At 44.5% G+C, this 21,384-nt stretch carries 23 protein-coding genes; 12 read left to right on the forward strand and 11 right to left on the reverse strand.

Features of this window, described 5'->3' with window-relative positions; all coding sequences use genetic code 11:
- On the forward strand, positions 1–189 hold a 189-nt coding region (locus tag R7E51_RS22670), incomplete at its 5' end, for a hypothetical protein (protein WP_318128319.1).
- Between the two features lie 41 nt (positions 190–230).
- Here R7E51_RS22670 and R7E51_RS22675 read toward each other — a convergent pair.
- The 3 genes from R7E51_RS22675 to R7E51_RS22685 all read right to left on the reverse strand — a co-directional run bounded on the left by R7E51_RS22675 (position 231) and on the right by R7E51_RS22685 (position 2,536).
- Complete coding sequence (locus tag R7E51_RS22675) at positions 231–983, reverse strand: phosphatase (protein WP_031777170.1); 753 nt, start codon at positions 981–983, stop codon at positions 231–233.
- 83 nt (positions 984–1,066) lie between these two features.
- Positions 1,067–1,513, reverse strand: coding sequence for an SRPBCC family protein (locus R7E51_RS22680; RefSeq protein WP_206958279.1), 447 nt, complete (start codon positions 1,511–1,513; stop codon positions 1,067–1,069).
- Positions 1,514–1,612: 99 nt separating this feature from the next.
- Positions 1,613–2,536 carry a DMT family transporter gene (locus R7E51_RS22685; protein ID WP_206958280.1) on the reverse strand — a complete coding sequence of 308 codons (924 nt, stop codon included), beginning with the start codon at positions 2,534–2,536 and terminating at the stop codon, positions 1,613–1,615.
- Positions 2,537–2,664: 128 nt separating this feature from the next.
- Between R7E51_RS22685 and R7E51_RS22690 the strand changes: the two genes are divergently transcribed.
- Positions 2,665–3,558, forward strand: a complete 894-nt coding sequence (locus R7E51_RS22690) for a LysR substrate-binding domain-containing protein (protein WP_158173234.1) — start codon at positions 2,665–2,667, stop codon at positions 3,556–3,558.
- Positions 3,559–3,631: 73 nt separating this feature from the next.
- Positions 3,632–4,690 (forward strand): S1 family peptidase, encoded by a 1,059-nt coding sequence (locus tag R7E51_RS22695; RefSeq protein WP_206958283.1) that lies wholly within the window; start codon positions 3,632–3,634, stop codon positions 4,688–4,690.
- Between the two features lie 16 nt (positions 4,691–4,706).
- Here R7E51_RS22695 and fliJ read toward each other — a convergent pair whose 3' ends face one another.
- The 8 genes from fliJ to R7E51_RS22735 are packed head-to-tail and all read right to left on the reverse strand — an operon-like array spanning position 4,707 to position 12,730.
- Complete coding sequence (fliJ, locus tag R7E51_RS22700) at positions 4,707–5,147, reverse strand: flagellar export protein FliJ (RefSeq protein ID WP_017820533.1); 441 nt, start codon at positions 5,145–5,147, stop codon at positions 4,707–4,709.
- A 24-nt stretch (positions 5,148–5,171) separates the two neighbouring features.
- A complete protein-coding gene (gene fliI / locus R7E51_RS22705) occupies positions 5,172–6,518 on the reverse strand; it encodes a flagellar protein export ATPase FliI (protein WP_206958285.1) in 1,347 nt (448 codons plus the stop codon).
- The gene (gene fliH, locus R7E51_RS22710; RefSeq protein WP_017820534.1) at positions 6,511–7,266 is read right to left on the reverse strand and encodes a flagellar assembly protein FliH; all 756 of its coding nucleotides are present in this window, start codon (positions 7,264–7,266) and stop codon (positions 6,511–6,513) included. Before fliH ends, fliI begins: the two co-directional genes overlap by 8 nt.
- A gap of 4 nt (positions 7,267–7,270) precedes the next feature.
- The gene (locus R7E51_RS22715; protein WP_005375048.1) at positions 7,271–8,284 is read right to left on the reverse strand and encodes a flagellar motor switch protein FliG; all 1,014 of its coding nucleotides are present in this window, start codon (positions 8,282–8,284) and stop codon (positions 7,271–7,273) included.
- Positions 8,253–10,004 carry a flagellar basal-body MS-ring/collar protein FliF gene (fliF, locus tag R7E51_RS22720; protein ID WP_005384024.1) on the reverse strand — a complete coding sequence of 584 codons (1,752 nt, stop codon included), beginning with the start codon at positions 10,002–10,004 and terminating at the stop codon, positions 8,253–8,255. Before fliF ends, R7E51_RS22715 begins: the two co-directional genes overlap by 32 nt.
- 3 nt (positions 10,005–10,007) lie before the next feature.
- Entirely contained in the window at positions 10,008–10,364 is a 357-nt protein-coding gene (gene fliE / locus R7E51_RS22725; RefSeq protein ID WP_005375045.1) for a flagellar hook-basal body complex protein FliE, read from the reverse strand.
- Positions 10,365–10,379: 15 nt separating this feature from the next.
- Positions 10,380–11,711, reverse strand: coding sequence for a sigma-54 interaction domain-containing protein (locus R7E51_RS22730; RefSeq protein ID WP_031778880.1), 1,332 nt, complete (start codon positions 11,709–11,711; stop codon positions 10,380–10,382).
- Positions 11,711–12,730: a MotY family protein gene (locus R7E51_RS22735; protein WP_064376382.1), complete on the reverse strand. Its 1,020-nt coding sequence runs from the start codon at positions 12,728–12,730 to the stop codon at positions 11,711–11,713. Before R7E51_RS22735 ends, R7E51_RS22730 begins: the two co-directional genes overlap by 1 nt.
- A gap of 379 nt (positions 12,731–13,109) precedes the next feature.
- Here R7E51_RS22735 and R7E51_RS22740 point away from each other — a divergent pair, with 379 nt between their 5' ends.
- The 9 genes from R7E51_RS22740 to lafA all read left to right on the forward strand — a co-directional run bounded on the left by R7E51_RS22740 (position 13,110) and on the right by lafA (position 21,311).
- The gene (locus R7E51_RS22740) at positions 13,110–13,928 is read left to right on the forward strand and encodes a FliM/FliN family flagellar motor switch protein (RefSeq protein ID WP_206958287.1); all 819 of its coding nucleotides are present in this window, start codon (positions 13,110–13,112) and stop codon (positions 13,926–13,928) included.
- Positions 13,925–14,296: a flagellar motor switch protein FliN gene (gene fliN, locus R7E51_RS22745; protein WP_005375038.1), complete on the forward strand. Its 372-nt coding sequence runs from the start codon at positions 13,925–13,927 to the stop codon at positions 14,294–14,296. The genes R7E51_RS22740 and fliN overlap by 4 nt, the downstream gene beginning before the upstream one ends.
- A gap of 18 nt (positions 14,297–14,314) precedes the next feature.
- Positions 14,315–15,073, forward strand: coding sequence for a flagellar type III secretion system pore protein FliP (gene fliP, locus R7E51_RS22750; protein WP_005375037.1), 759 nt, complete (start codon positions 14,315–14,317; stop codon positions 15,071–15,073).
- Between the two features lie 12 nt (positions 15,074–15,085).
- Positions 15,086–15,355, forward strand: a complete 270-nt coding sequence (fliQ, locus tag R7E51_RS22755; RefSeq protein ID WP_005375036.1) for a flagellar biosynthesis protein FliQ — start codon at positions 15,086–15,088, stop codon at positions 15,353–15,355.
- A complete protein-coding gene (fliR, locus tag R7E51_RS22760) occupies positions 15,355–16,131 on the forward strand; it encodes a flagellar biosynthetic protein FliR (protein WP_005375027.1) in 777 nt (258 codons plus the stop codon). Before fliQ ends, fliR begins: the two co-directional genes overlap by 1 nt.
- On the forward strand, positions 16,128–17,255 hold the full coding sequence (flhB, locus tag R7E51_RS22765) for a flagellar biosynthesis protein FlhB (protein WP_206958289.1): 1,128 nt from the start codon (positions 16,128–16,130) through the stop codon (positions 17,253–17,255). Before fliR ends, flhB begins: the two co-directional genes overlap by 4 nt.
- Positions 17,256–17,286: 31 nt before the next feature.
- Positions 17,287–19,377 (forward strand): flagellar biosynthesis protein FlhA, encoded by a 2,091-nt coding sequence (gene flhA, locus R7E51_RS22770; RefSeq protein WP_005375024.1) that lies wholly within the window; start codon positions 17,287–17,289, stop codon positions 19,375–19,377.
- Between the two features lie 19 nt (positions 19,378–19,396).
- Positions 19,397–20,167 (forward strand): EAL domain-containing protein, encoded by a 771-nt coding sequence (locus R7E51_RS22775; RefSeq protein ID WP_005375023.1) that lies wholly within the window; start codon positions 19,397–19,399, stop codon positions 20,165–20,167.
- 301 nt (positions 20,168–20,468) lie between these two features.
- Positions 20,469–21,311, forward strand: a complete 843-nt coding sequence (lafA, locus tag R7E51_RS22780; RefSeq protein ID WP_206958291.1) for a lateral flagellin LafA — start codon at positions 20,469–20,471, stop codon at positions 21,309–21,311.
- Positions 21,312–21,384: the final 73 nt, after the last annotated feature.

The following is a 21,384-nucleotide window of genomic DNA, read 5'->3' on the forward strand; positions in this document are numbered from 1 at the left end:
AAATCAACCGCTTCTGCCATTGCGTATGTTGAGCCAAACGCAATCGCACACCCTAGGACTAAAGGACGTAACATTTTTCACTTCTCCATTTATAGTGCCGAATTCTGTGTCGGCTTTATTCACCCAAATAACCTACGCCATAAGAGGCGAAAAACTAGCTTAGTTGAGTATTTCCGGGTCGCAGTGTAAAGCAATCTGGCGTCGGGTGCATACCTTAAATGTAATCAAGTTTATGCGTTGAGAATGCTGTCATATTCTGCAATTGGTTTACGGCCTCTCAAAGCTAAGAAAGACAAAAACTGCTGAGCGGTGTGAGTAATCACTTTCTTGCTATCAATACCCACTTTGTCCATTAACTCTCCAACCAAATCCAGATTACCAACATCGTGACAGAAATGCGCGTCACTGCCCGTGGTGAAGAAAACACCGAGATCTTTCCCGATTTGTGCAATCTCGTGGCAACGGTCTACGCTGCCTACTCGGCTGTTGCCTTTCAGCGTGGTGTTATTAATTTCAATCGCGACATTGTGCTCTTTCGCGCACGCTAAAACGGTCTGAAAATCAAAGTCGAAATTTGGATTACCAAGATGACCGAGCGCATCAATACGACCACTCTGAATGACATTAACAAGTGCTTCCGTGTGAGTTTGCTTGTTTGCAGGACGAAAAACGGGTTCATGAAAACTCGCGATCACCCAATCCAAATTTCGATCAACGCTGTCGGGAATGTCGATGTCACCTTGAGTGTTCATGATGTTAGATTCAACGCCACGAATAATCGCAACCCCCTCAAGAAAACGAGGCAGAATTTTCTGGTTCGAGAAGAACCAGTAATGAGGCGCACCCGGCATTGATTCTGCGTGATCGGTCGTGCAGAACATATCCAGCCCGTTCTCTTTTGCCAACTTTGCATTTTCAAGCAAGGTACTGTACGCGTGACCACTGGCGTACGTATGTGTATGGGTATCAACTTTAAATTCCATCATCCACTCTCTTAGGTGCGCTATCTTGCGTGCTATTGTATACCTTCAGGCAACGCATCGTCAGCCCAAGATAAGCAAGAACCCTAAGCTTGCTCTTCACTAATGGCTTTTATCAAGGGTAAAGCTTTTTCCCATCCGTGATTAAACATGGAAACAAAGTCGTTGTGAGTATGAATGGTAACATTGAGTAGTAAACGATTGTTGTTGGTATCGATCTGGTAGATCTCTCGCGATCCGATCCACCTAGATGCTAGGTCAGCATCGAGTTGTTGACGATTATCCGGATTAAAAATGGCAACATGATGAAATTCAAGTTTTTGAAGCGGTAGCACCGTATCTATGATCGCCCTTGTCCCGCCCATATCTGGATCAAAAAAAGTGATGCCACCTCCTTCTTCCCAAGCTCCTTCAAATTGAGACTGCGGTGAAAAGGCTTGCGCCCAACGTTTATACAACTCAACATCGGTTAGCACTTCCCACACTCGTTGCGGTGTCGCCGAAATTTCGACGTAATAATTTAGCGTAAGCATGATTTCTCTCCTTGAACCTTTCTTGACGCTAGCCCATACTCAGGAAAAATCAAACCACACGACCAATTTATCTACCTGCCCCCTTCATTTTCCGACAGACTAAGAAGTTCTCGCTTGTAAACCGCCACTGCGATGCGCCGTAAAGCGAACCCAACATGTGTTCAGTATGATTGCGAGCACTATTAAACTCATCCCAACAATTTGACTTTGACTCATTCGGTCTTCAAAAAACAGGCTCTGCCAAACCGCAGTGAACAATAAGTTAGTAAAAATGAGTGGTGCAAGTTGAGAGCCACTGCTTGCCAGTTTATATGCTTTGGAGCGAAAAACTTGGGTGTTAATGATCATCAGAGACATCATACCGATCCACAGCATATTTGAAGAAATCTCAGGCGCCATAACACTCATATTAAGTAACACGTCGAAGTCGTTAAACAAAGTTAGCGGCAACAGAAATACGGCAGCAAAACCAAACGCCCAAAAGTTGATTTCTAGCGGCGACATATTTGTTTTACTCACTTTATATAACGTAAGCTGAGAACCAGAATTGAAGAGTCCACCAGCCAAGCCGAGCAATAAATCCGCTCGCCATGTAATCTCACTTCCACCGCCCGCCAACATAACCACACCAGTGAACGCCATTGCTAAAGCCGCCAATGTTGAAACACGAATGCGCCCTCTCATGAACAGCCTTTCAACCAAGGGAATAAATAATGGGCCAGTAGCAAACAACACAACCCCTTCAACGAGCGTTAACGTTTGTAATGACGCGATAAAGCAAAGTTGTGACAAACCGATACAAAGAGCACGCAATAAAATAGGCTTTAGCGTGCCCGCTTTAGGAAAGGTAAGGTTTTTCACACGAAGTAAGATAAGCAAGATAAGCGCAGGCACCAAAAAACGTAAGAAGCTAAATAGTGTGACGGAAAGTTCGCCTGACAACTGCTTTGCTAACAGTCCAGTAACAGATAAGCTTAACGTAGACATTAACATGAAAAGGATAGATTTATTTACAGCATTCATTCAATACTCCTTAATATATGGAGTATTTTAAAAGACATCACTTATAGTAAATAGCGAGTAATATTAACCATTGATGTAAGAAAAACTTACAGTTTAACTTATCTATCACCAGCTACGGTTTTTAAATTATGCGGAAACTAGTCCCCTTAAAGTCCATCTACGCATTTGTTGCAGTAGCTGAGTCTGGCAGCATGACAGAAGCAGCACATATATTAAGTGTGAGCCACTCAGCCGTAAGTCAGGCGATTAAATCGCTGGAGAGTCAAGTCAACAAGCCTTTGTTTGATCGCATAGGCAGACAAGTTCAACTCAATGCGGACGGTAAAAAGTATTACCGAAAGGTGGCACCCGCTTTAGAGCAAATTGTCGATGCAACGGAAGCACTCATCCAAGATCAGAATTTGCAACGTGTTACGCTCAATATGGTGAATTCATTGGCTCTTCACTGGTGGATTCCTCGAATGTCAGATTTACAAGGGTTTGCTCCTCAATTAGACGTTCGTTTATCAAACCTGTCTGGCAGATTCAATTTAGAACAAGAAGGTATCGACGCGGCCTTGGTGCATGGAAATCCCGAAGAATGGCAGGATTACTACTGCGAAAAGCTCAGTGAAGATGAACTGGTTTTGGTGTGCAGTCCTGAATTGATAGCGAAGACAAAGGACTCAAACATCACTCAACTCTTAAAGCAATATCCCATCATTGAAGTTACTAACGAGCGAAGAAAAAATGACTGGAACGTGTGGCAGGACGCGACGGGTATCCAGCGACCTAAAAATAAAAAACCAATCACTTTTAACATGTCGATACAAGCCGTCCAGGCCACAACTCGTCGTTTGGGGTTATTGGTCACTCATCGCTTGTTTGTGAAGGATGACATCAAATATGGTCAGCTAATCGAGCTGGGTGAACCCGTCATTAATCCTCATCAACAGCTTTACTTTGTATGCCCGCCACACAAGCTAAAGCTTGAATCGTTTCATCTGTTGCGATCTTGGCTACAACAATCATTCAACTATTAGAAACTTTTGTTAAGCACATTCACTGAAAAACTAGTATAAAGTTAGAAGAGCACTTTTCATCCAAGGATGGTTTATGAAGCAGTATCAAATATGGCTAAGCGCACTCTGTTTTGCAGTATCTTTGAGTACGACCGCTGAAGTAGAAAATGATAACCGCCTTTCAGAACAAGGGATCTCCACGGCAATTATTGGGGGTCAGCAGGCTACCCAAAACCAACTTCCTTTTTTTGCACGTCTTATTCTACATAAAACTGGCGCTAATCAGTTTGCCAATATTTGTGGGGGAACCATTGTAAACGACCGCTTCATTTTAACTGCGGCCCACTGCGTAGAACCAAGCGTTTTTACTGATGGCTGGACAATCAACGATCTACGAGTGCTAGTCAAAAACCCTACGATGAATGACGTGTTTGTTGAAGAATTCAAAGATGTTCGCTCTATCACGATTCATCCTGATTATGTGCCTAGCGATTTATGGATTAATGACATCGCTGTCCTTGAATTGACTAGACCTATCACCGATAACGTCCAATCCATCACTTTACCGCAAGACTTTGGAGACTACAGCAGCAAGTCAGTTTATCAGATATTCGGTTTAGGTCAGACCTCAACCAATGATGAAAGCTCCCCTAACTATTTACGCTGGGCAGAAGTAAAACCCCTTACCGACACCCAATGCGCTTCGTTGGTAACAGGGTTTAACGCTCAGGAAAGTTTATGTGCGAATGGATTTCCTGAACGAAGCTACACTGGCATCTGTCGTGGTGACTCAGGCGGTCCTCTCACCTATCAAGACAATAATGGCATGTATCAGCAAATTGGCATTGTGAGCTACGGTTCTTCAGTTTGCGAATCCGCTGCGATTCCAAGTGTGTTTACCGAGATTTTGAACTATGCAACATGGATTGAGACCCAAACCAGCTCAGGTGTAAAAACCAGTTATAACGCCCTCTTAGCAAGTTCGGAAGATTATCATAGCGAAGGGGACTCTGGCTTTGAGCCTGTCGATACCAACACATCTGGCTTTGGTAACAACGGCAGCAGTGGCGGCGGTGCTCTCGGATCAGGGTTGATCATGCTTGGAGGCTGGTTTGGTTGGCTAAGACACCGCAGAAATTATTCGCGCTCCTAGTAGCGTCAACAAGACATCATAATATCTTGCGCTTAACGCGAGAGTTAATGATGTCTTCAATCATCTTTTGCTCTTTTTTCGCTTTTTCATAGTTCTGCTTAGTACGCCAACGATCAAGCACTTTTTCTAACCCTTGAACGCGTGCGTGCTTGTGTTCTAGCGTTTTCTGTACAGATGCACATTCCGCTTGCATAACGGCTTGCTCTTGCTCGTGGTGACGAAGCATTCTTTGTAGCATTTGGTCAACACGATTAAAGTTCATCAAAGCCGCGCTCGTCAGCGTCGGGCCGGTTCGGGTTGATTGTCCAGCGTGGCCTTTCAACGCCGACAACTGTTCCAATTGCATTGAAAGATGGGAGTGACGCTGACGCATGGCATCAAGTTGTTGACCCACACGGTCACGCTGTTTTTCTTCCATTTGCTGTAACTTGCCTACGGCTTTTAACTTGGATTTCATTTCAGCCTTGTCACTCCCATTTGATTAAGCACTTTGAAAAAGCTGCGCGAGCTCGGTCAAACTGGTTGGGTAATCTACAGACTCGCTGGCAGCTTGTTGTAGATATGCACGCAAATTTGGATACATAGCAACAGATTGATCTAACTCAGGATCTTGTCCTGGTTGATAACCCCCTAATGGCAGTAACTCTTTAACCTGAAGGTAGTTGGAGTACATTTGACGGAAGTTATTCGCAATCGTGCTGTGTGCGGCCTGCGTACAAGTATTCATACAACGGCTAATAGACGCGTTGATATCTATCGCGGGATAATGCCCTTGCTCAGCCAGTTGACGCGATAAAACGACATGCCCATCTAAGATGGCGCGCGCGGAATCCACGACAGGATCTTGTTGGTCGTCTCCTTCTGCCAATACGGTGTAAATTGCCGTTAAGCTACCATGTTGATTTTCACTGTTACCCGCTCGCTCTAGGAGTTGAGGTAACACGCTGAAGACTGAGGGCGGATAACCACGAGAAGCTGGTGGCTCACCGAGCGAAAGAGCGATTTCGCGCTGTGCCATGGCGTATCGGGTTAGAGAGTCCATCAGAAGTAGAACGTCTTTGCCTTGGTCTCGGAAATACTCTGAAACGCGATGACAAAGTAGTGTCGCTCTTAACCTCATTAGCGGGGATTCATCAGCAGGAGCCGCGATAATAATCGCTTTCTTGCGCGCTTCTGGGGTTAAGTTTCTCTCAATGAACTCACGTACTTCTCTGCCTCGCTCACCGATAAGCCCGACCACAATTACATCGGCCTCCGTGTTTTTGGTGATCATCCCCATTAACACACTTTTACCGACGCCACTGCCAGCCATCAAACCAATACGTTGGCCTTTGCCTACCGTCAATAGTCCATTAATCGCTCGCACGCCTACGTTGAGTGGTGTATCAACTGGGCGTCGCTTCAGTGGGTTAATCGGTTTTGGTTCAAGTGAAACTCGATCTCCCCCCTTAAGCGGTGCCCCATCATCTAACGGCTCACCTAAACCATTCAGTACGCGTCCTAACCACTGAGAGCTTAGCTGTACGGTACTGTCACCATCAAGAGGGATGACTTTTGCACCTGCAAACAAACCGCCTAAACGGCGGATAGGCATAAGGTAAGCAATGGTGTGTTCAAAGCCCACAACTTGCGCTTCGATCATATCGCCTTCCGCGGTTTCTACGAGACAACGCTGCTCAAGCTTAAACCGACACCCTACGGCTTGTAACATTAGGCCGTTTACTTTTATCAATCGCCCTGTTACGCGAGCAACAGGGATTGAATCGAGCGAAGCCAAGGCTTCGCTCAAACGCTCACTTAATAGTTCATGGCTTAGGGTATTACTCATGCTCAGACTCTACCTGTGGAATACTGACTTCATCCAAAAGGTGTTGCTTTACATTGTCCATACAGGCTTCCAAGCGAGAGTCGCAGCTCGCATCCGCTTCTGCGTCATCAGTCACTAGCTGGCAACCACCAATAGGAAGCTCCGTATTAGGGACCAGTTTCCAAGATTGCGGCAAATCAGCATTGATGTGAGTAATGCGCTCTAAATCTTGCGGATTTAAATGCACAGTTACTGTTTCCGCTTTACCAGGCATGGCAGACAATGTCTCGTCCACCAAAGCTAGGATCTGCTGAGGCATTAAAGTGAGCTCGGCACGAATCACTTGCTGAGCTACCTTTTGTACCAGTTCACAAATCATATGGCGTTGTTGCTGTTCTTTTTCATCTTGCCAACGAGAAAGGGCGTGAAAAAGTTCATTGACAGGCTTCGCCGCCTCCAAAAAGCCTTGCTTTCCAGACTGCTCACCGGAAACAAAGCCTTTTTGGAAACCTTCTTTTTGACCTTCCAACAGACCTTGTTGCTTGCCCTGTTCGATACCTTGGCGTAAGCCTTCCTCATGTCCTTGTTGCAAACCTTGTTGAAAACCTTCTTCAAGTTGCTGTTGGATATCAATTTGAGGTTCTTGCCAGCCTTGGTTATCTAGCCCGAATTCGTCTTCGATAGTCTTAGGTTGCGCTAAAGGCGGAAAACGGTGTAAACGATACCCGTTCGGAGGCAATCGCATAGTACTTGATTTTGTCTCTAGCATGACCTTACTCCACCGTTGGCTCTTCATAGAGAAGCAGCTGAACTTCACCAGATTCATCCAGCTCACGTACCATTTGCATGATGTCTTGACGTGCTTTTTGAACTCGACTTAACGCAACAGCACCGCGTGCGTCCATGTCATCTTCTAGCGCTTTCACCATACGTTGCGGCATTGAACGCTTAATAGCTTGTTGTAAGGTAATATCGGAACCTTTTAGCGCAACTGCCCACAACTCTAGCGGGATTTGCTGCACCAACATGTCCATAGTTTCTTCGCGTTGTCGGCCAAGAACCATAAAGTCGAACATGTTTTCTTCAATTGCATTAACAACATCTTCATCATGCAACTTCAGCATTTCCATCAATGAACCACGGTCACCTTCAAAGCGGTTAATGATATCTGCTGCTTGCTTAACACCTGATAACGGCGTGCTTTGACTTGCGGATACTTTTTCGATGCAACGCTCAACGAGTTCATGCAAATCAACGGCAACTTGATGATCGATATCTTGCAATTGAGCAATACGGAACAAGATTTCGTCATGGTAATCTTGTGGCAAGTGCTTCAATACCGCTGAAGAGCTGTCTGCTGGCAAATACGCTAGAAAAATTGCTTGCATTTGTGGGTGCTCGTTCACAATGAAACGAGCGAGAGTTTCTGCTTCCACCCACTGTAAGCGCTGCATATTGTTGCGAATTTCATCGCCATATAAGGTATTTAATAACCCTTTTGCCAAATCGTTACCCAATGCTTTACGCAATGTATTAGATAGGTATTCCTTAGAGGCTCCTCGAATACCGCTGTGCTCACGGAAATCTTCAAAGAAAGTTTGAATAACACCACGAGCAGAATCGCTCTTAATGCCATTTAACTTCGCCATTGCACGAGTCACACGCTGGGTTTCATCACGGCTAAAGTGTTGCAAAACCTTCGCTGCGGCATCCTCGCCCATGCCTAATAGCACGAGCGCGGTTTGTTCAACATAACTAAGCGTCTGCTTTGATAGAACTGTGTTCATTGATGTTTACCCATTGTTTCAGTATTTCGGCTACGCGCTCTGGCTCTTCATTAGCAATAAGCTGTAGGTGTTTCAATTGAATTTCTAATGGCGAACCTGCTGGTGGTAGCATGTCGCTGTTTACATCTAAACCTGAAGAGGCTGAGATGCCTTTTTCAGATAGGCGGCGGTCAAGTACTTCTTCATGCTCGCGCTCTTCACGCGTTTGCAAGTTTTCGTAGTCAGGTTCTTCCTGAGGCTCAGCAAAATTTAGCTCAGGCACAGGTTTATCAACGCCAGTTAGGTGCATGATTAATGGACGCAGTACGAAGAAGATCATCGCCAAGCCTAACAAGCCACCAATAACGTAGCGTATTGGCTGCTGTACTGTAGGGTCTTGCCACCACGGCAGTGCAGGAGGAGCATCAATTTCGATTGGGGTGAAGTTGAAACTCATTAAACTTAAGCTGTCACCTCGTGTGGCAGAGATACCAACAGCATCCATGATCATGTTTGAGATTTGCTCTTTATCGGCTTCACTCCACGCCACACCATCTGGCGAAGCTTTGGAGTTCAACAGAACCGAGACACTAAGCTTTTCTATTTGGCCTTGTTGGTATTGAGTACGACGAACACTACTACCTACAGCATATTGACGATTCACTTCAGATCGCGCATTCGTGTTTTGGCTATCGTTCGTTTCCACTTCACCAGATCCTGTCACTGGCGGTTGGTTACTTAGAGAACCAGGAACACCCAATGCAATTTGATCAACCGAGTTGTTATGAATGGTGTGCTCATTACGCACAACCGGCGCGTTATCCAAAATTTCTTGTGTTTCTTCAACTTGGCTAAAGTCCAGATCGGCAGCGACTTGTACGCGGAAGTTACTCGGCCCCACAATCGGCGTAAGCATATCTGCTGCGCGTTGGATGATCTGTTTTTCAACACTCTTCTGGTATTCAAGATATTTCGCGTTTACTTTGCCGGCTTCCGCAGAAGCGACATCCGCACTAAGAAGACGGCCATACTGGTCAATGACAGAAACAAATTCTGGCTTCATTGCCGTGACACTACCGACCACTAGGTTAATGATCGCTTCAACTTGTTCAGGCTTTAAGTCTTCACCAGGTTTGAGCTCAAGCATGACAGATGCTGAAGGATTCTCACTGTTTTGGCGGACGAATAGAGTTTGACGAGGTATTGCTAAATGAACACGCGCGTTCGCTACTGAGTTCAAAGACATGATAGTACGTACTAACTCACCTTCTAAACCATGACGATAACGCGCTGTTTCCATAAATTGGCTCGTACCAAGAGAGCTATCTTCCTTGAGCGAATCCAAACCTGTCGGCAGCTTAGCTTTAACACCTTTTGATGCAAGCAACATGCGTACCTTCGCAACCTCACCTTCTGGTACAAGAACTTGTCCATTTTGCTCTTGCATGCGGTAGCTTACGCCTTCGCTTTCTAATACCGACACAATTTCGCCGATATCAAAACGCTCTTGTTGGCTATATAGCGGACGAAAGCTCTGCGAGGAACTCCATAGTGCAACCACAATAATCGCTGCAACAATCGCAGCTAACACCGCAGATAGCACTAAGTTTCTCTGACTGCTAGACCAGATTTGCTTCAGCTTCGTTGTCACATCGTCCATGCCGTTGGCAGTAGAAAATGTCTGTGCTGTGCCGGTAGCCATAGCTGTGTTTCCGGCGACTTGGGGGGTTAGTTCTGACATGAATTACACCGGCATCTTCATAATATCTTCAAATGAGGTCACGACTTTGTTGCGCACTTGCATCAAAGCATTAAAGGACAAGCTGGCTTTTTGGCTCGCGACCATTGCACCAACTAGGTCATCACTTTTTCCTGTTTCTACGGCCGTCATTTTTTGACTAGCCACTGATTGATGTTGATTCACTGTATCCAACACATTTGTCATCGCTTGTGAGAACGATAAAGGTGCGTTTAGTGATTGTTGATCTAAAGGATTTGCACTCACGATAAACTCTGGCGGCTGCACTTGTGCCTGCATCGCCTGCATTTTTGACAACATAAGTTGCTCTGCCGAGACCGCATGAGTAGGTTGACTTGCCATCTATTTTTTCTCCTATTAGGCAGCCGAGCCTAGTGCCGACTGTAAATCAATACCATGTTCTCGCATTGCTGCGAGCTTGTAGCGTAGCGCTCGAGTAGAGACTCCAAGCGCGTTTGCGGTTTTCGTTCGGTTTCCACCAAACTGACGTAACTTTTCCAAAATAAACTGATATTCAGCTTGCTTCTTCGCTTCTACATGACCAAAACTTGAAGTTGGCTCTGCTGTAGGAACTGACGCGACAAGCTCAATAGGCAGCATCAGGTCATGGGCTGTAATGTAATCACCATGACGCATGACCAAAGCGCGTTGAATGACATTTTCCAACTCACGAATATTGCCCGGCCAGTGATACTGACTCAGCGCACTAATCGCATCTTGGGATAAGTGACAGCGGCTGCTATCTTGATACTTTTCAATAAAGAATTGGCTAATCGGTAGAATGTCCTCTTTTCTTTCACGCAAAGGCGGCCAGTGCAGAGGCAGCACATCTAATCGATAATAAAGATCTTCACGGAACGTGCCTTTTTGAACTTCCTCACGTAAGTCTTTGTTGGTTGCCGCAATAACACGAATATCGAGCTGAACGGCTTTATGGCTACCAACACGTTCTACTTCACGCTCTTGAAGGACGCGTAACAATTTAGCTTGAACCGCAGGTGACATTTCACCAATCTCGTCAAGCAGAATCGTCCCGCCATTTGCTTCTTCAAACTTACCGCTTTGAGAATTTGTCGCTCCGGTGAACGCGCCTTTTACATGACCGAATAGCACAGCCTCTAACATTGACTCTGGAATGGCGGCGCAGTTAACCGCCACAAATGGACCATTGATACGCGGAGAGTGCTCATGCACATATCGCGCCAGCACTTCTTTACCCGTTCCCGATTCACCTGTAATAAGCACACTCGCGTTAGTACATGCTGCACGATGCGCTAATTGCAGAACTTGTTTGCTTCTCCAAGACTCCGCAACAATGTTGGCCATTGGCTTACCTAACGCTTCAACACGTTTAAGCAGATTAACCAACTGATTAGATTCAAATGGGCGTAATAGATAATCAGTAGCGCCCGCTTTCATCGTCTCAGCAGCCAAGATGCCTTGTTCTTGGTCGACAATCGCAATAACAACACCCGAATTTCGCTGCTTTTGGTGACACGCGACAAACTCACGAACACACATATCCGGCAGCGTAGAGCTCACTAAAGTGATTTCTGCTCGCTCTTCAAGCAAAGCGCCTCGACCAGTACGAGTGTGTTTCGCGGTGTAACCTGCATTTTGCAACACATCCAATACTGGTTGAGCAAGAGCTTCATTTGGCTCAACCAACAAAATTTTCGTTTTCGTCATCATTGAACCTTAACTTTCGTTTGTTGATTTTGTGATTGTAGATCTGGGTGGTGTTTCGTAGCCGTATACTCGTTGTCCCTCACTAAACGCAGGGTGACACGTCGGTTTTTTGCTTGGCCATTAACCGAGTTATTGCTGGCAATTGGGTAACGCGAACCATGAGCTCGTGTTTCGATCATCGACTCGTCGACCCCAAGCTCAATCAAAGCGTTGGTGACTTGCTCTGCTCGAGTACGTGACACAGAAAGGTTCGTTAAACTTGAACCAACGTTATCGGTGTGACCGTCGATGAGGATTTTGGTCACTCGATCATCCACAGATACATAGCTATACAGCGCTTCTAGTGTTGCTTTCTGTCCACGACTTAACGTCTTCTGACCAAACTCAAATGAGAGCGCCATATCCCTTGCCTCTGAAAAAGACAATTTAGGCAATCGCGCGCGACACGCATTAAATGATTTCAATGCGTTTTGAGTTTGAAGAGTAGGAATCACAATCTCTGAAACAGAGGAAGCATTACTTCCTTTAAGTGACAGCGTCACCCAACTACCCGAAGCAATTGAATCCATGAATTCTTCAGCGCCTTTATTAAAGATGAAACGCTGAGACGGCTTAGTAAATTCAAGGGAACCAAATTCTTTTCTATAAAGCTCATTACTCCAAGGAGCATTTTGAGTTGTTAAAGCAATCGTTTTCCATTTATTGTTTTCATATTCTATATCGGAAATAAAATAGAATTTATTATTAGGTTCCGCTAGGAAATAAAACTTCCCATAGTCTTTATTTGATTGCAACAAGTTGCATTTGAATTTATTTCCCTCATATGTCCATTTAGAGAGGTCCATAGGGATTGTTAAGACTTCTTCTGAATATGACACTTTTGAAAAAATAAAACTGATAACAATAATTGTGTTACAAATTATCAAACGGACATGATTCATGTATATCTTACATTCCCATGACTTAAACCGTTTAATTAAATATGCCACCAAGCCGAGAGAACTGGCATAGCTAATCATTTTAATTACCTATTCTGAATATTAAAATTGGTTACAAAACGCTCAAGAGAGCACGCTTAGCCTCCAACGGAAGCTTTAAGCATAAAAAACAGTATCTTATAATTTATTTATTTGAAGTTGTTGTTACGCCATAAAGGCAATTTAAAAAATCTATAACAACTAAAACGCTCAACATTGTTATTTTATTTATTAAGCGATTTATAAAGAAAACTAACTCTTTTTAAATTTCATTAAAAGATTATGACTATATGAACAAAGCAACATGTGAACTAAAGTCACAATCTTAGAGTTTGGAGCTAAAAGATCATTAAAATTTCTGTGTAGACTACACGCCATTAAGTTAAAACACTTTCGATTGTTAACGCACGGTAAAATATAAATGGAAAATAGAGTTAGCGAGCCTATTTCTGATAGTCAACTACTTGATGTAGAATTATTAGGCAAACCTATTCATATCATTCGTGAGAAGCTCGATAATTTAATTTCAGAATCTTGCTCAAACCTTACGACTGAATTACAAAATTGGCTCAGCACAGGAAAAGTGGAAGCTAGCTTAACCTCAGTAGACTTGCACCGCTTTACATCGGTTGAGATGGACAAAGAGCAAACGTCGACCTATCAACATCAGGAAGGCGGCATGGTATTCATCCATGGTAGCCCTCACACGCTAATAAAGTTGGCTGATAGATTTTATGGTGCAAGTGCAGAGCGTTCAGCCGCTACTCTGACGGCCAGTGACTTACGTTTACAAGAGCGCATCAGTCGAATCATCATCGGTTGGCTTGCTCCTGGTGAAATGTGGGACACGGGTGAGTATGAGACCCCTAGAGGAATTGGCATTAACGTTCAATTAAACATTGCGTTTGACGATCATCAAGGCTCAATTCATCTCAAGCTAGATGGTCATCTTATTCAAACGCTGATCGAGCAGCTTGAACTGCAACCTGATACCGATTTGTTTCAACCTTTCTGTCGTTCTTTAGAGACGACCCCCGTTCGACTGAACGTTGTTCTAAGTAAAAAGAAGATGCCTTTAAGTGATGTGGTTGGCTTACAACCCAACGATATTTTACCTATTGAGCTTCTTAACACGGTTCCAGTAAGCATTGGCAACCAATCTCTATTTACAGGTCGTATTGCCGAGCAAGACGGCCAACTTGTTTTGATCTTTAACCCTGATAAGGAACCGCAGCGATGAGCGAAGCGCTAGAAACTAATGCATTCGACGCAGAAGAACTGAACTTTGATGATTTTCAATTAGAAGACTTTGAAGCCGAAGATACGCTCCAACAAGAACCAGCCACTGCGGAACGTGACCTTAGCTTTTTCAAAAGCATTCCTGTCACAGTCACGCTGGAAGTTGCGAGTAAGGAGATCCCACTTGGGGACTTAATGAAAGCGGGTGAAGGCACGGTTATCGAGTTGGAAAAGCTCAATGGCGAGCCTTTAGACGTGAAAGTAAACGGTTCTCTTATGGGCCACGCTGAAGTTGTCGTTGTCAATGATAAGTATGGACTTCGTCTGATCGATGTACATGACTCTGCATTGAGTGGCGTTGGTCAATAATCTTAGGTAGGCATCACAATGAAAAATCTGAGCGCTTGGCACCGTTGGTTACCTCTTTTGGTATTGGTGTCACTTTTGTTTGCTTTCCCAACAATGGCGGCTGACAACGGCTTAACTATCTTGTCCGTTTCTGATGGCGACACACAACAAGAATACAGCGTTAAACTGCAAATTCTGTTGTTGATGACGGCGCTCAGTTTTCTTCCAGCATTTATTTTGATGGCGACGAGCTTTACTCGAATTGTCGTTGTCCTTGCGATTTTGCGCCAAGCTCTTGGTCTTCAACAAAGCCCACCTAACAGAGTGTTGGTCGGGATCGCTCTCGCATTGACGTTGCTGATTATGCGCCCTGTCTGGAGCGATATTTATGAAAATGCGTTTCAGCCATACGACAACGGCGAAATCACGCTAATACAGGCTTTTTCTGTTGCAGAGAAACCAGTGAGAGAGTTCATGTTGGCACAGACGCACCAAAGCTCTCTTGAACAAATGTTACGTATTGCCAATGAGCCTCTCGACCAAAACGTTGAGGATATTTCATTTGCCGTTGTCTTGCCTGCATTTGTCATTAGTGAACTGAAAACCGCCTTCCAAATTGGTTTTATGCTTTTCATCCCGTTTTTGGTCATCGACTTGGTTGTCGCCAGTGTCCTGATGGCAATGGGTATGATGATGCTATCACCTTTGATTGTCTCACTTCCCTTTAAGTTGGTGGTATTTGTACTCGTGGATGGTTGGGCAATGACAGTTGGCACCTTATCTGCCAGCTTCGGTTAACTAGGAGCTGTTATGACCCCAGAACTAACCGTAACGTTATTTTCCGATGCAGTATGGCTGATCATTTTGATGGTTGCCGTATTGGTTGTTCCAGGCTTAATTGTCGGTTTGTGTATCGCCGTATTTCAGGCTGCCACACAAATCAACGAGCAAACACTCAGCTTTTTGCCACGTTTGCTCGTTACCTTGTTAATGGTGATTTTTGCAGGTCACTGGATGCTCCGTAAGATCATGGAACTGTTTGATTTCTTGTTCCACAACATACCAGGGATGATTGGCTAATGGCCATCACATTTGCAGAGCTCTCGGCGATACTCGGTCAACTCTGGTGGCCGTTTTTTCGTGTGGGAGCCGTATTTATTTCAATGCCTTTCTTCGGTGATGCAATTATTCCTGTTTGGGTTCGTACTTTACTGGCCCTCTCGATCGTTGTCATTACTGGACCGTTAATGCCACCCATGCCACAAGTCGAGTTATTCTCTATGACTTCCCTGTTCCTTGCTTTTGAGCAAGCTATTTGGGGGGTAATGTTTGGGTTAATTTTGCACATGCTCTTTAACGTTTTCACCATGCTTGGTCAGGTGATTTCTCTACAAATGGGCTTAGGTATGGCGATGATGAATGATCCTATTAACGGGCTTTCTGTCGCCATTTTGGGACGCATATTTCTGATTTTCTCAACCTTGCTGTTTCTTGCGCTAGAAGGACACTTACTCGTCATAGATATCGTGATTCAAAGCTTTGTTGTTTGGCCAGTCGGATCTGGTATCACATCGCTTTCTCTGCAAGGTGTTGTCAATATTTTCGGTTGGATGTTTGCCTCTTCACTCGCTTTGGCTTTGCCCGCTATTGTTTCCATGCTTCTAGCCAACATCAGTTTTGGTGTAATGAACCGAGCCGCACCATCACTTAATGTCTATGCGTTAGGTTTTCCTATGACGATGCTGCTGGGTCTATTCAGCGTATTAATCTCAGTTTCTGGTGTTCCTGGTCGCTACACGGCGCTCGTTCACGACACCATTAGACACTTGAGTAACTTTATGTTGGGGGGAGCATGAGCGATCAATCTTCTCAAGACAAAACTGAAAAAGCCTCACCGCAGAAGGTAAAGAAAGCCCGCCAGGAAGGACAAATTCCTCGCGCGAAAGAGTTTACTACTGCGGTGATATTTCTAGCGGTGGCGCTCTACTTTTACTCTCAGCTTAATAGTATTTGGGAAAGCATGTCGGGGATCTTTCGCTACAACATGATGCTGACACGAGCCGACCTAGAAAACCCTAAACAACTTGTCGAGCAATTGGGACAAAGTTTAGCGGTCATCATCGACATGCTATTACCATTGTTTACCGTCATTATTATCGTGACCTGTGGTAGTAGCCTTGTGTTAGGCGGTTGGATGTTCCGTCCCGCGAACGTGATGCCAAAGCTGAGCAAAATTAATCCTTTGAGCGGGATAAAGCGCATTTTTTCGGCCCGCTCAGTGGTTGAGCTCTTAAAGTCGACGTTCAAAGTAGCCGTGATCTTCGGCATCTTATATGGCTATTTAGACAACCACTTACAGCCATTACTTGGCATGCAAAACCTCCCACTCAGCCAAGGTTTTTCTCTAGTAATGTCAATTCTGTTTGAAGGCTTACTCTTAATGGGCTTCGCCTTGTTGTTATTTGGGGTTATCGACATTCCTTATCAGCGTTGGGAACACCTAAAAGAACTCCGCATGACGAAACAAGAATTGAAAGAGGAATTTAAAAATAATGAAGGTCGTCCGGAAGTAAAACAACGTATTCGTCAAATACAGCAACAGTTTGCGCGCCGTAAGATCGATAAAATGGTGCCGACGGCTGACGTGATCATCACAAACCCAACGCACTACGCAGTCGCACTGAAATACGAGCCTTCGCTTTCTGACGCGCCCTTTGTCGTCGCAAAAGGCGTAGACGAAACTGCTATGCACATTCAACGTATCGCCCGAGAAAACAAAGTGGAAATCATTAACTCCCCGCCACTTACACGTTCGATTTATCACACGACGGCGATTGAACAAGCAATCCCAAGCCAACTGTACATCGCAGTGGCACATATCCTTACTTACGTTTTGCAATTGAAAGCCTTTCGTAAAGGTGAGGGAAAAGAGCCAATTCCTTTACCTCATTTTTCGATTCCAAAACATTTGCAGCACTGATTAACCCGCGTTTATCCAAGGACACGAAAGTATGCTTAACCGGTTAAAACAACTTCAAACATCAACCAAAGGCTACGTTGGCATTCCAATCGTCTTGCTAATGATATTAGCAATGGTGATTCTTCCTTTGCCTCCTCTGCTACTGGATGCGCTGTTTACCTTTAATATCGTCTTAGCAATCCTAGTATTGCTGGTCAGCACAACCGCAAAGCGACCATTAGATTTCTCTGTTTTTCCAACTATTTTGCTGGTCGCAACATTATTACGTCTCACATTGAACGTGGCTTCTACGCGAATTGTACTCCTAGAAGGACATAATGGTGGTGACGCAGCGGGTAAGGTCATTCAAGCATTCGGTGAAGTCGTCATTGGCGGTAACTACGTCGTTGGTATGGTGGTGTTCGTCATCTTGATGATCATCAACTTCGTCGTAATCACCAAAGGTGGTGAACGTATTTCTGAGGTTTCAGCCCGCTTTACGTTGGATGCTTTACCAGGCAAACAAATGGCAATTGATGCCGACTTAAACGCTGGCCTTATCGATCAGGAAACGGCTCGCTTACGCCGTAAAGAAGTCGCCAACGAAGCCGATTTTCATGGTTCGATGGATGGTGCATCAAAGTTTGTGCGTGGCGATGCCATCGCAGGTTTGTTGATTCTGTTTATCAATATCATTGGTGGTATCAGTATTGGTGTCTTCGAGCATGGACTCGCTGCGTCTGACGCCTTTAAAACTTATGCCCTACTCACAATCGGTGATGGTCTAGTTGCTCAAATTCCTTCACTACTATTGGCAACGGCTGCCGCGATTATCGTTACGCGAATTAATGATAGCGATAATGGCATGTCGGAAACCATGCAAAAGCAATTACTGGCAACTCCTGCAACGCTATTTACTGTCGCAGGTATTATGGCGGTAATCGGTATGGTACCGGGTATGCCACACCTAGCCTTTTTTGCGTTTGCTGGCGCATTAGCGTTCGCAGGGTGGCGTCAAACCAAGAAGCCAGTGCAAGACTCCCAGATTGAAGAGGTCGAAGCACTTTCACAAGCGATGCAAGACGATGATACACCGCTGACATGGGATGATATTCCTCACGTCCAAACATTATCACTTGCGCTTGGTTACCGACTCGTCCATCTAGTCAACAAAGAACAAGGGGCTCCTTTATCACAACGTATCCGCGGTGTGCGTCGAAACCTTTCTGAACAAGTTGGCTTTTTATTACCTGAAGTTCGTATTCGTGACAACCTGAGCCTCAAGCCAAACCAATACACAATTTCTCTAAATGGCGAAGTCATTGAGCAAGGCTTTATTGAACCAGAGCGTTTAATGGCGATAGCGGTTGGCGAAACTTACGGTGAGGTAGATGGCATTTTGGGTAGCGATCCTGCTTATCAGTTGCCAGCTGTGTGGATTGAGCATCAAGATAAAGCAAAAGCACTTAATATGGGTTACCAAGTTGTCGATGATGGCACTGTTATTGCCACTCATATTAGTAAAATCATGAAGACAAACCTTGCAGAGTTGTTTACGCACGACGATGTGGAAGCAATAACCCAGCGTTTGACACAACAAGCCCCGAAACTAGCAGAAGCATTAGCAGCAGCACTTAATCCAGCGCAGCAGCTGAAAGTATATCGTCAGCTTTTATTGGACCAAGTGCCACTAAAAGATATTCGCACGATTGCCAACACAATGTTGGAATCCGCGGAAAATACAAAGGACCCGATCCTACTTGCATCTGATGTACGCTGTGCACTAAAGCGTACGCTTGTTAACTTAATTGCAGGACAAAAGAACGAATTAAATGTCTACGCACTGTCTGATGAGTTAGAACAAATGCTACTAACTTCACTGCAACAAGCACAATCCTCTGGTACGGTAACACTAGATAGCTTCCCAATTGAGCCAAACATTCTTGGTCAGTTCCAACAAAACTTGCCATTGATCAGACAACAGCTTAAACAACAGGGGCTACCTCCGATCCTTCTCGTTATGCCACAGCTGCGCCCTCTTCTAGCGCGTTACGCTCGCACATTTACACAAGGGCTAGCAGTATTGTCTTACAACGAAATCCCAGAAAACAAACAAATCAATGTGGTAGGAAACCTTGGTTAATCTTATTTCAACACATGCGATGTACGAACATTTGGTTGGTCTCGCAGTACAACACATCGTCACGGATGACGATCAATTAGTCTTTGATGCTTTAAAACACAATGATGTCCAACACGCATGCCAAGCAATTAGGGAAGCTCAATCAGGGGAAGTAGAATTCCAACACCTGACGTTGAGATTTGGTATGCGTGGAGAACAAAGTGTCTATCAATTCAAACTCTCTGAACAAATGCAGTACTGCCTGGATTTGTTCAGTCTTTACCTTGCACTAAGACAAACACAATTTCAGTTAGAAGCCTTTCATCACGACTTGATTAGTAATGTTGTCGTGCCGATTCGCGTGGATGCATTACTGTGGGAGCCTGGGGTTTATTTTCTCGAACAGACGATTCAATTCCACTCTTCTGCTTTTCAACATGTGATTCCTTCTCTTCAAGCTGATGAAACGTTATGTGATCGTGATAAAGTCGCCACACTCACCAAAAAGTTAAAAGAGAATGCATATTCACTTTGGTTTGAAGTCGCGACATCGCAAGTGAACTTCGAGCGCGTCGCAGACTTTAGTCCCGATATGATCAAATTGTCAGTCACACTAGAAGATAAAGAAGAAAGACACGCTTTCCTACCTATTGCTAAGTTCTTAAGAAAGCATAAATATACTTGGGTTGCCGGACGTGTAGCGAGTCAAACGGAACTTAACCGGTATCGTTTATTGGGTGCCAGTTATTATTTTGGTTATTTCAGCGATATCCCAACCTCTCTCTCCTTTCAGTCTTTTGATGAGGAATAGTTGAAACTCAACCATTTATATTTAAAACAGCACGATTTATTCGTGCTGTTTTTTTATTTATAACGGATAACCACAAGATCATTGGGCAATAGTTTCTTTAACTTAACTAAAAAATTTAGGCTTATATGATGATTTTCCCGGTTTTCATGGAATACAAATCACTAAAAATCATCAATTTTTATCTTTTTTAGAAATTTTTTAATTTTCAAATTAATCATTAAAGCCGACCGACCGCCTCTAGTTAGTGACAAGGGAATATCCCGAGGCCTGAAAGATATAGTGACTAACTAAGGAGACTAAGATGGCTTTATCAATGCACACTAACTACGCTTCGCTTGTAACTCAAAACACAATGAACACAACAAGCGGACTTCTAAATACAGCAATGGAACGTCTAAGCACAGGCTACCGTGTGAACTCAGCTGCTGATGACGCTGCTGGTCTTCAAATTGCTAACCGTCTAGAAGCGCAAACACGCGGCATGTCAGTAGCAATGCGTAACGCACAAGACGGCATCTCTATGATGCAAACTGCTGAAGGTGCGATGGATGAAATGACAAACATCGTTTACCGTATGAACGACCTTGCTACACAATCGTTGAACGGTTCAAACAGTGCAACAGACCGTGCGTCTCTTAACAAAGAGTTCACACAGCTTACTGCAGAACTAAACAACATCGTAGACAACACTAAGTTCGGTGGTCAAAACCTTCTTAAAGGCGGCGGCTTCGGTGCAGGTGACGTAACATTCCAAATCGGTGCATCTTCTGCTGAAACATTGACTGTAAGCGCAAGCGCAGGTATCGGTGAAATCACTACTATCCTTGCTGATGCAGCAATTACAGATGGTATCGATGACGCGACTAAAGCAAAAGCAGCACTAGACAAAATCAGCGGCGCTGACGGTCTAGTAGAAAAAATTGGTAGCTCTCGTGCAGACTTCGGTGCGAACATCAACCGTCTTGAGCACACTATGGCTAACCTTGGTAACATGGTAGAAAACGTTACAGCATCTAAAGGTCGTATCATGGATACAGACTTTGCAGTAGAGTCTTCAAACATGACTAAGAACCAAATGTTGATGCAAGCAGGTACAACTGTTCTGTCTCAAACTAACCAGCTTCCAAGCATGGCAATGTCCTGAGGGATCCCCTCATAATTTCCCCAAAGCACAACCATGTTTGAATAGATTTTGAGCAAGCAGGGTTGCAGCCGCG

It is taken from the genome of Vibrio sp. Vb1166 (genome assembly GCF_033338695.1).
In the GTDB taxonomy this organism is placed as follows: Bacteria; Pseudomonadota; Gammaproteobacteria; order Enterobacterales; family Vibrionaceae; genus Vibrio; species Vibrio alginolyticus.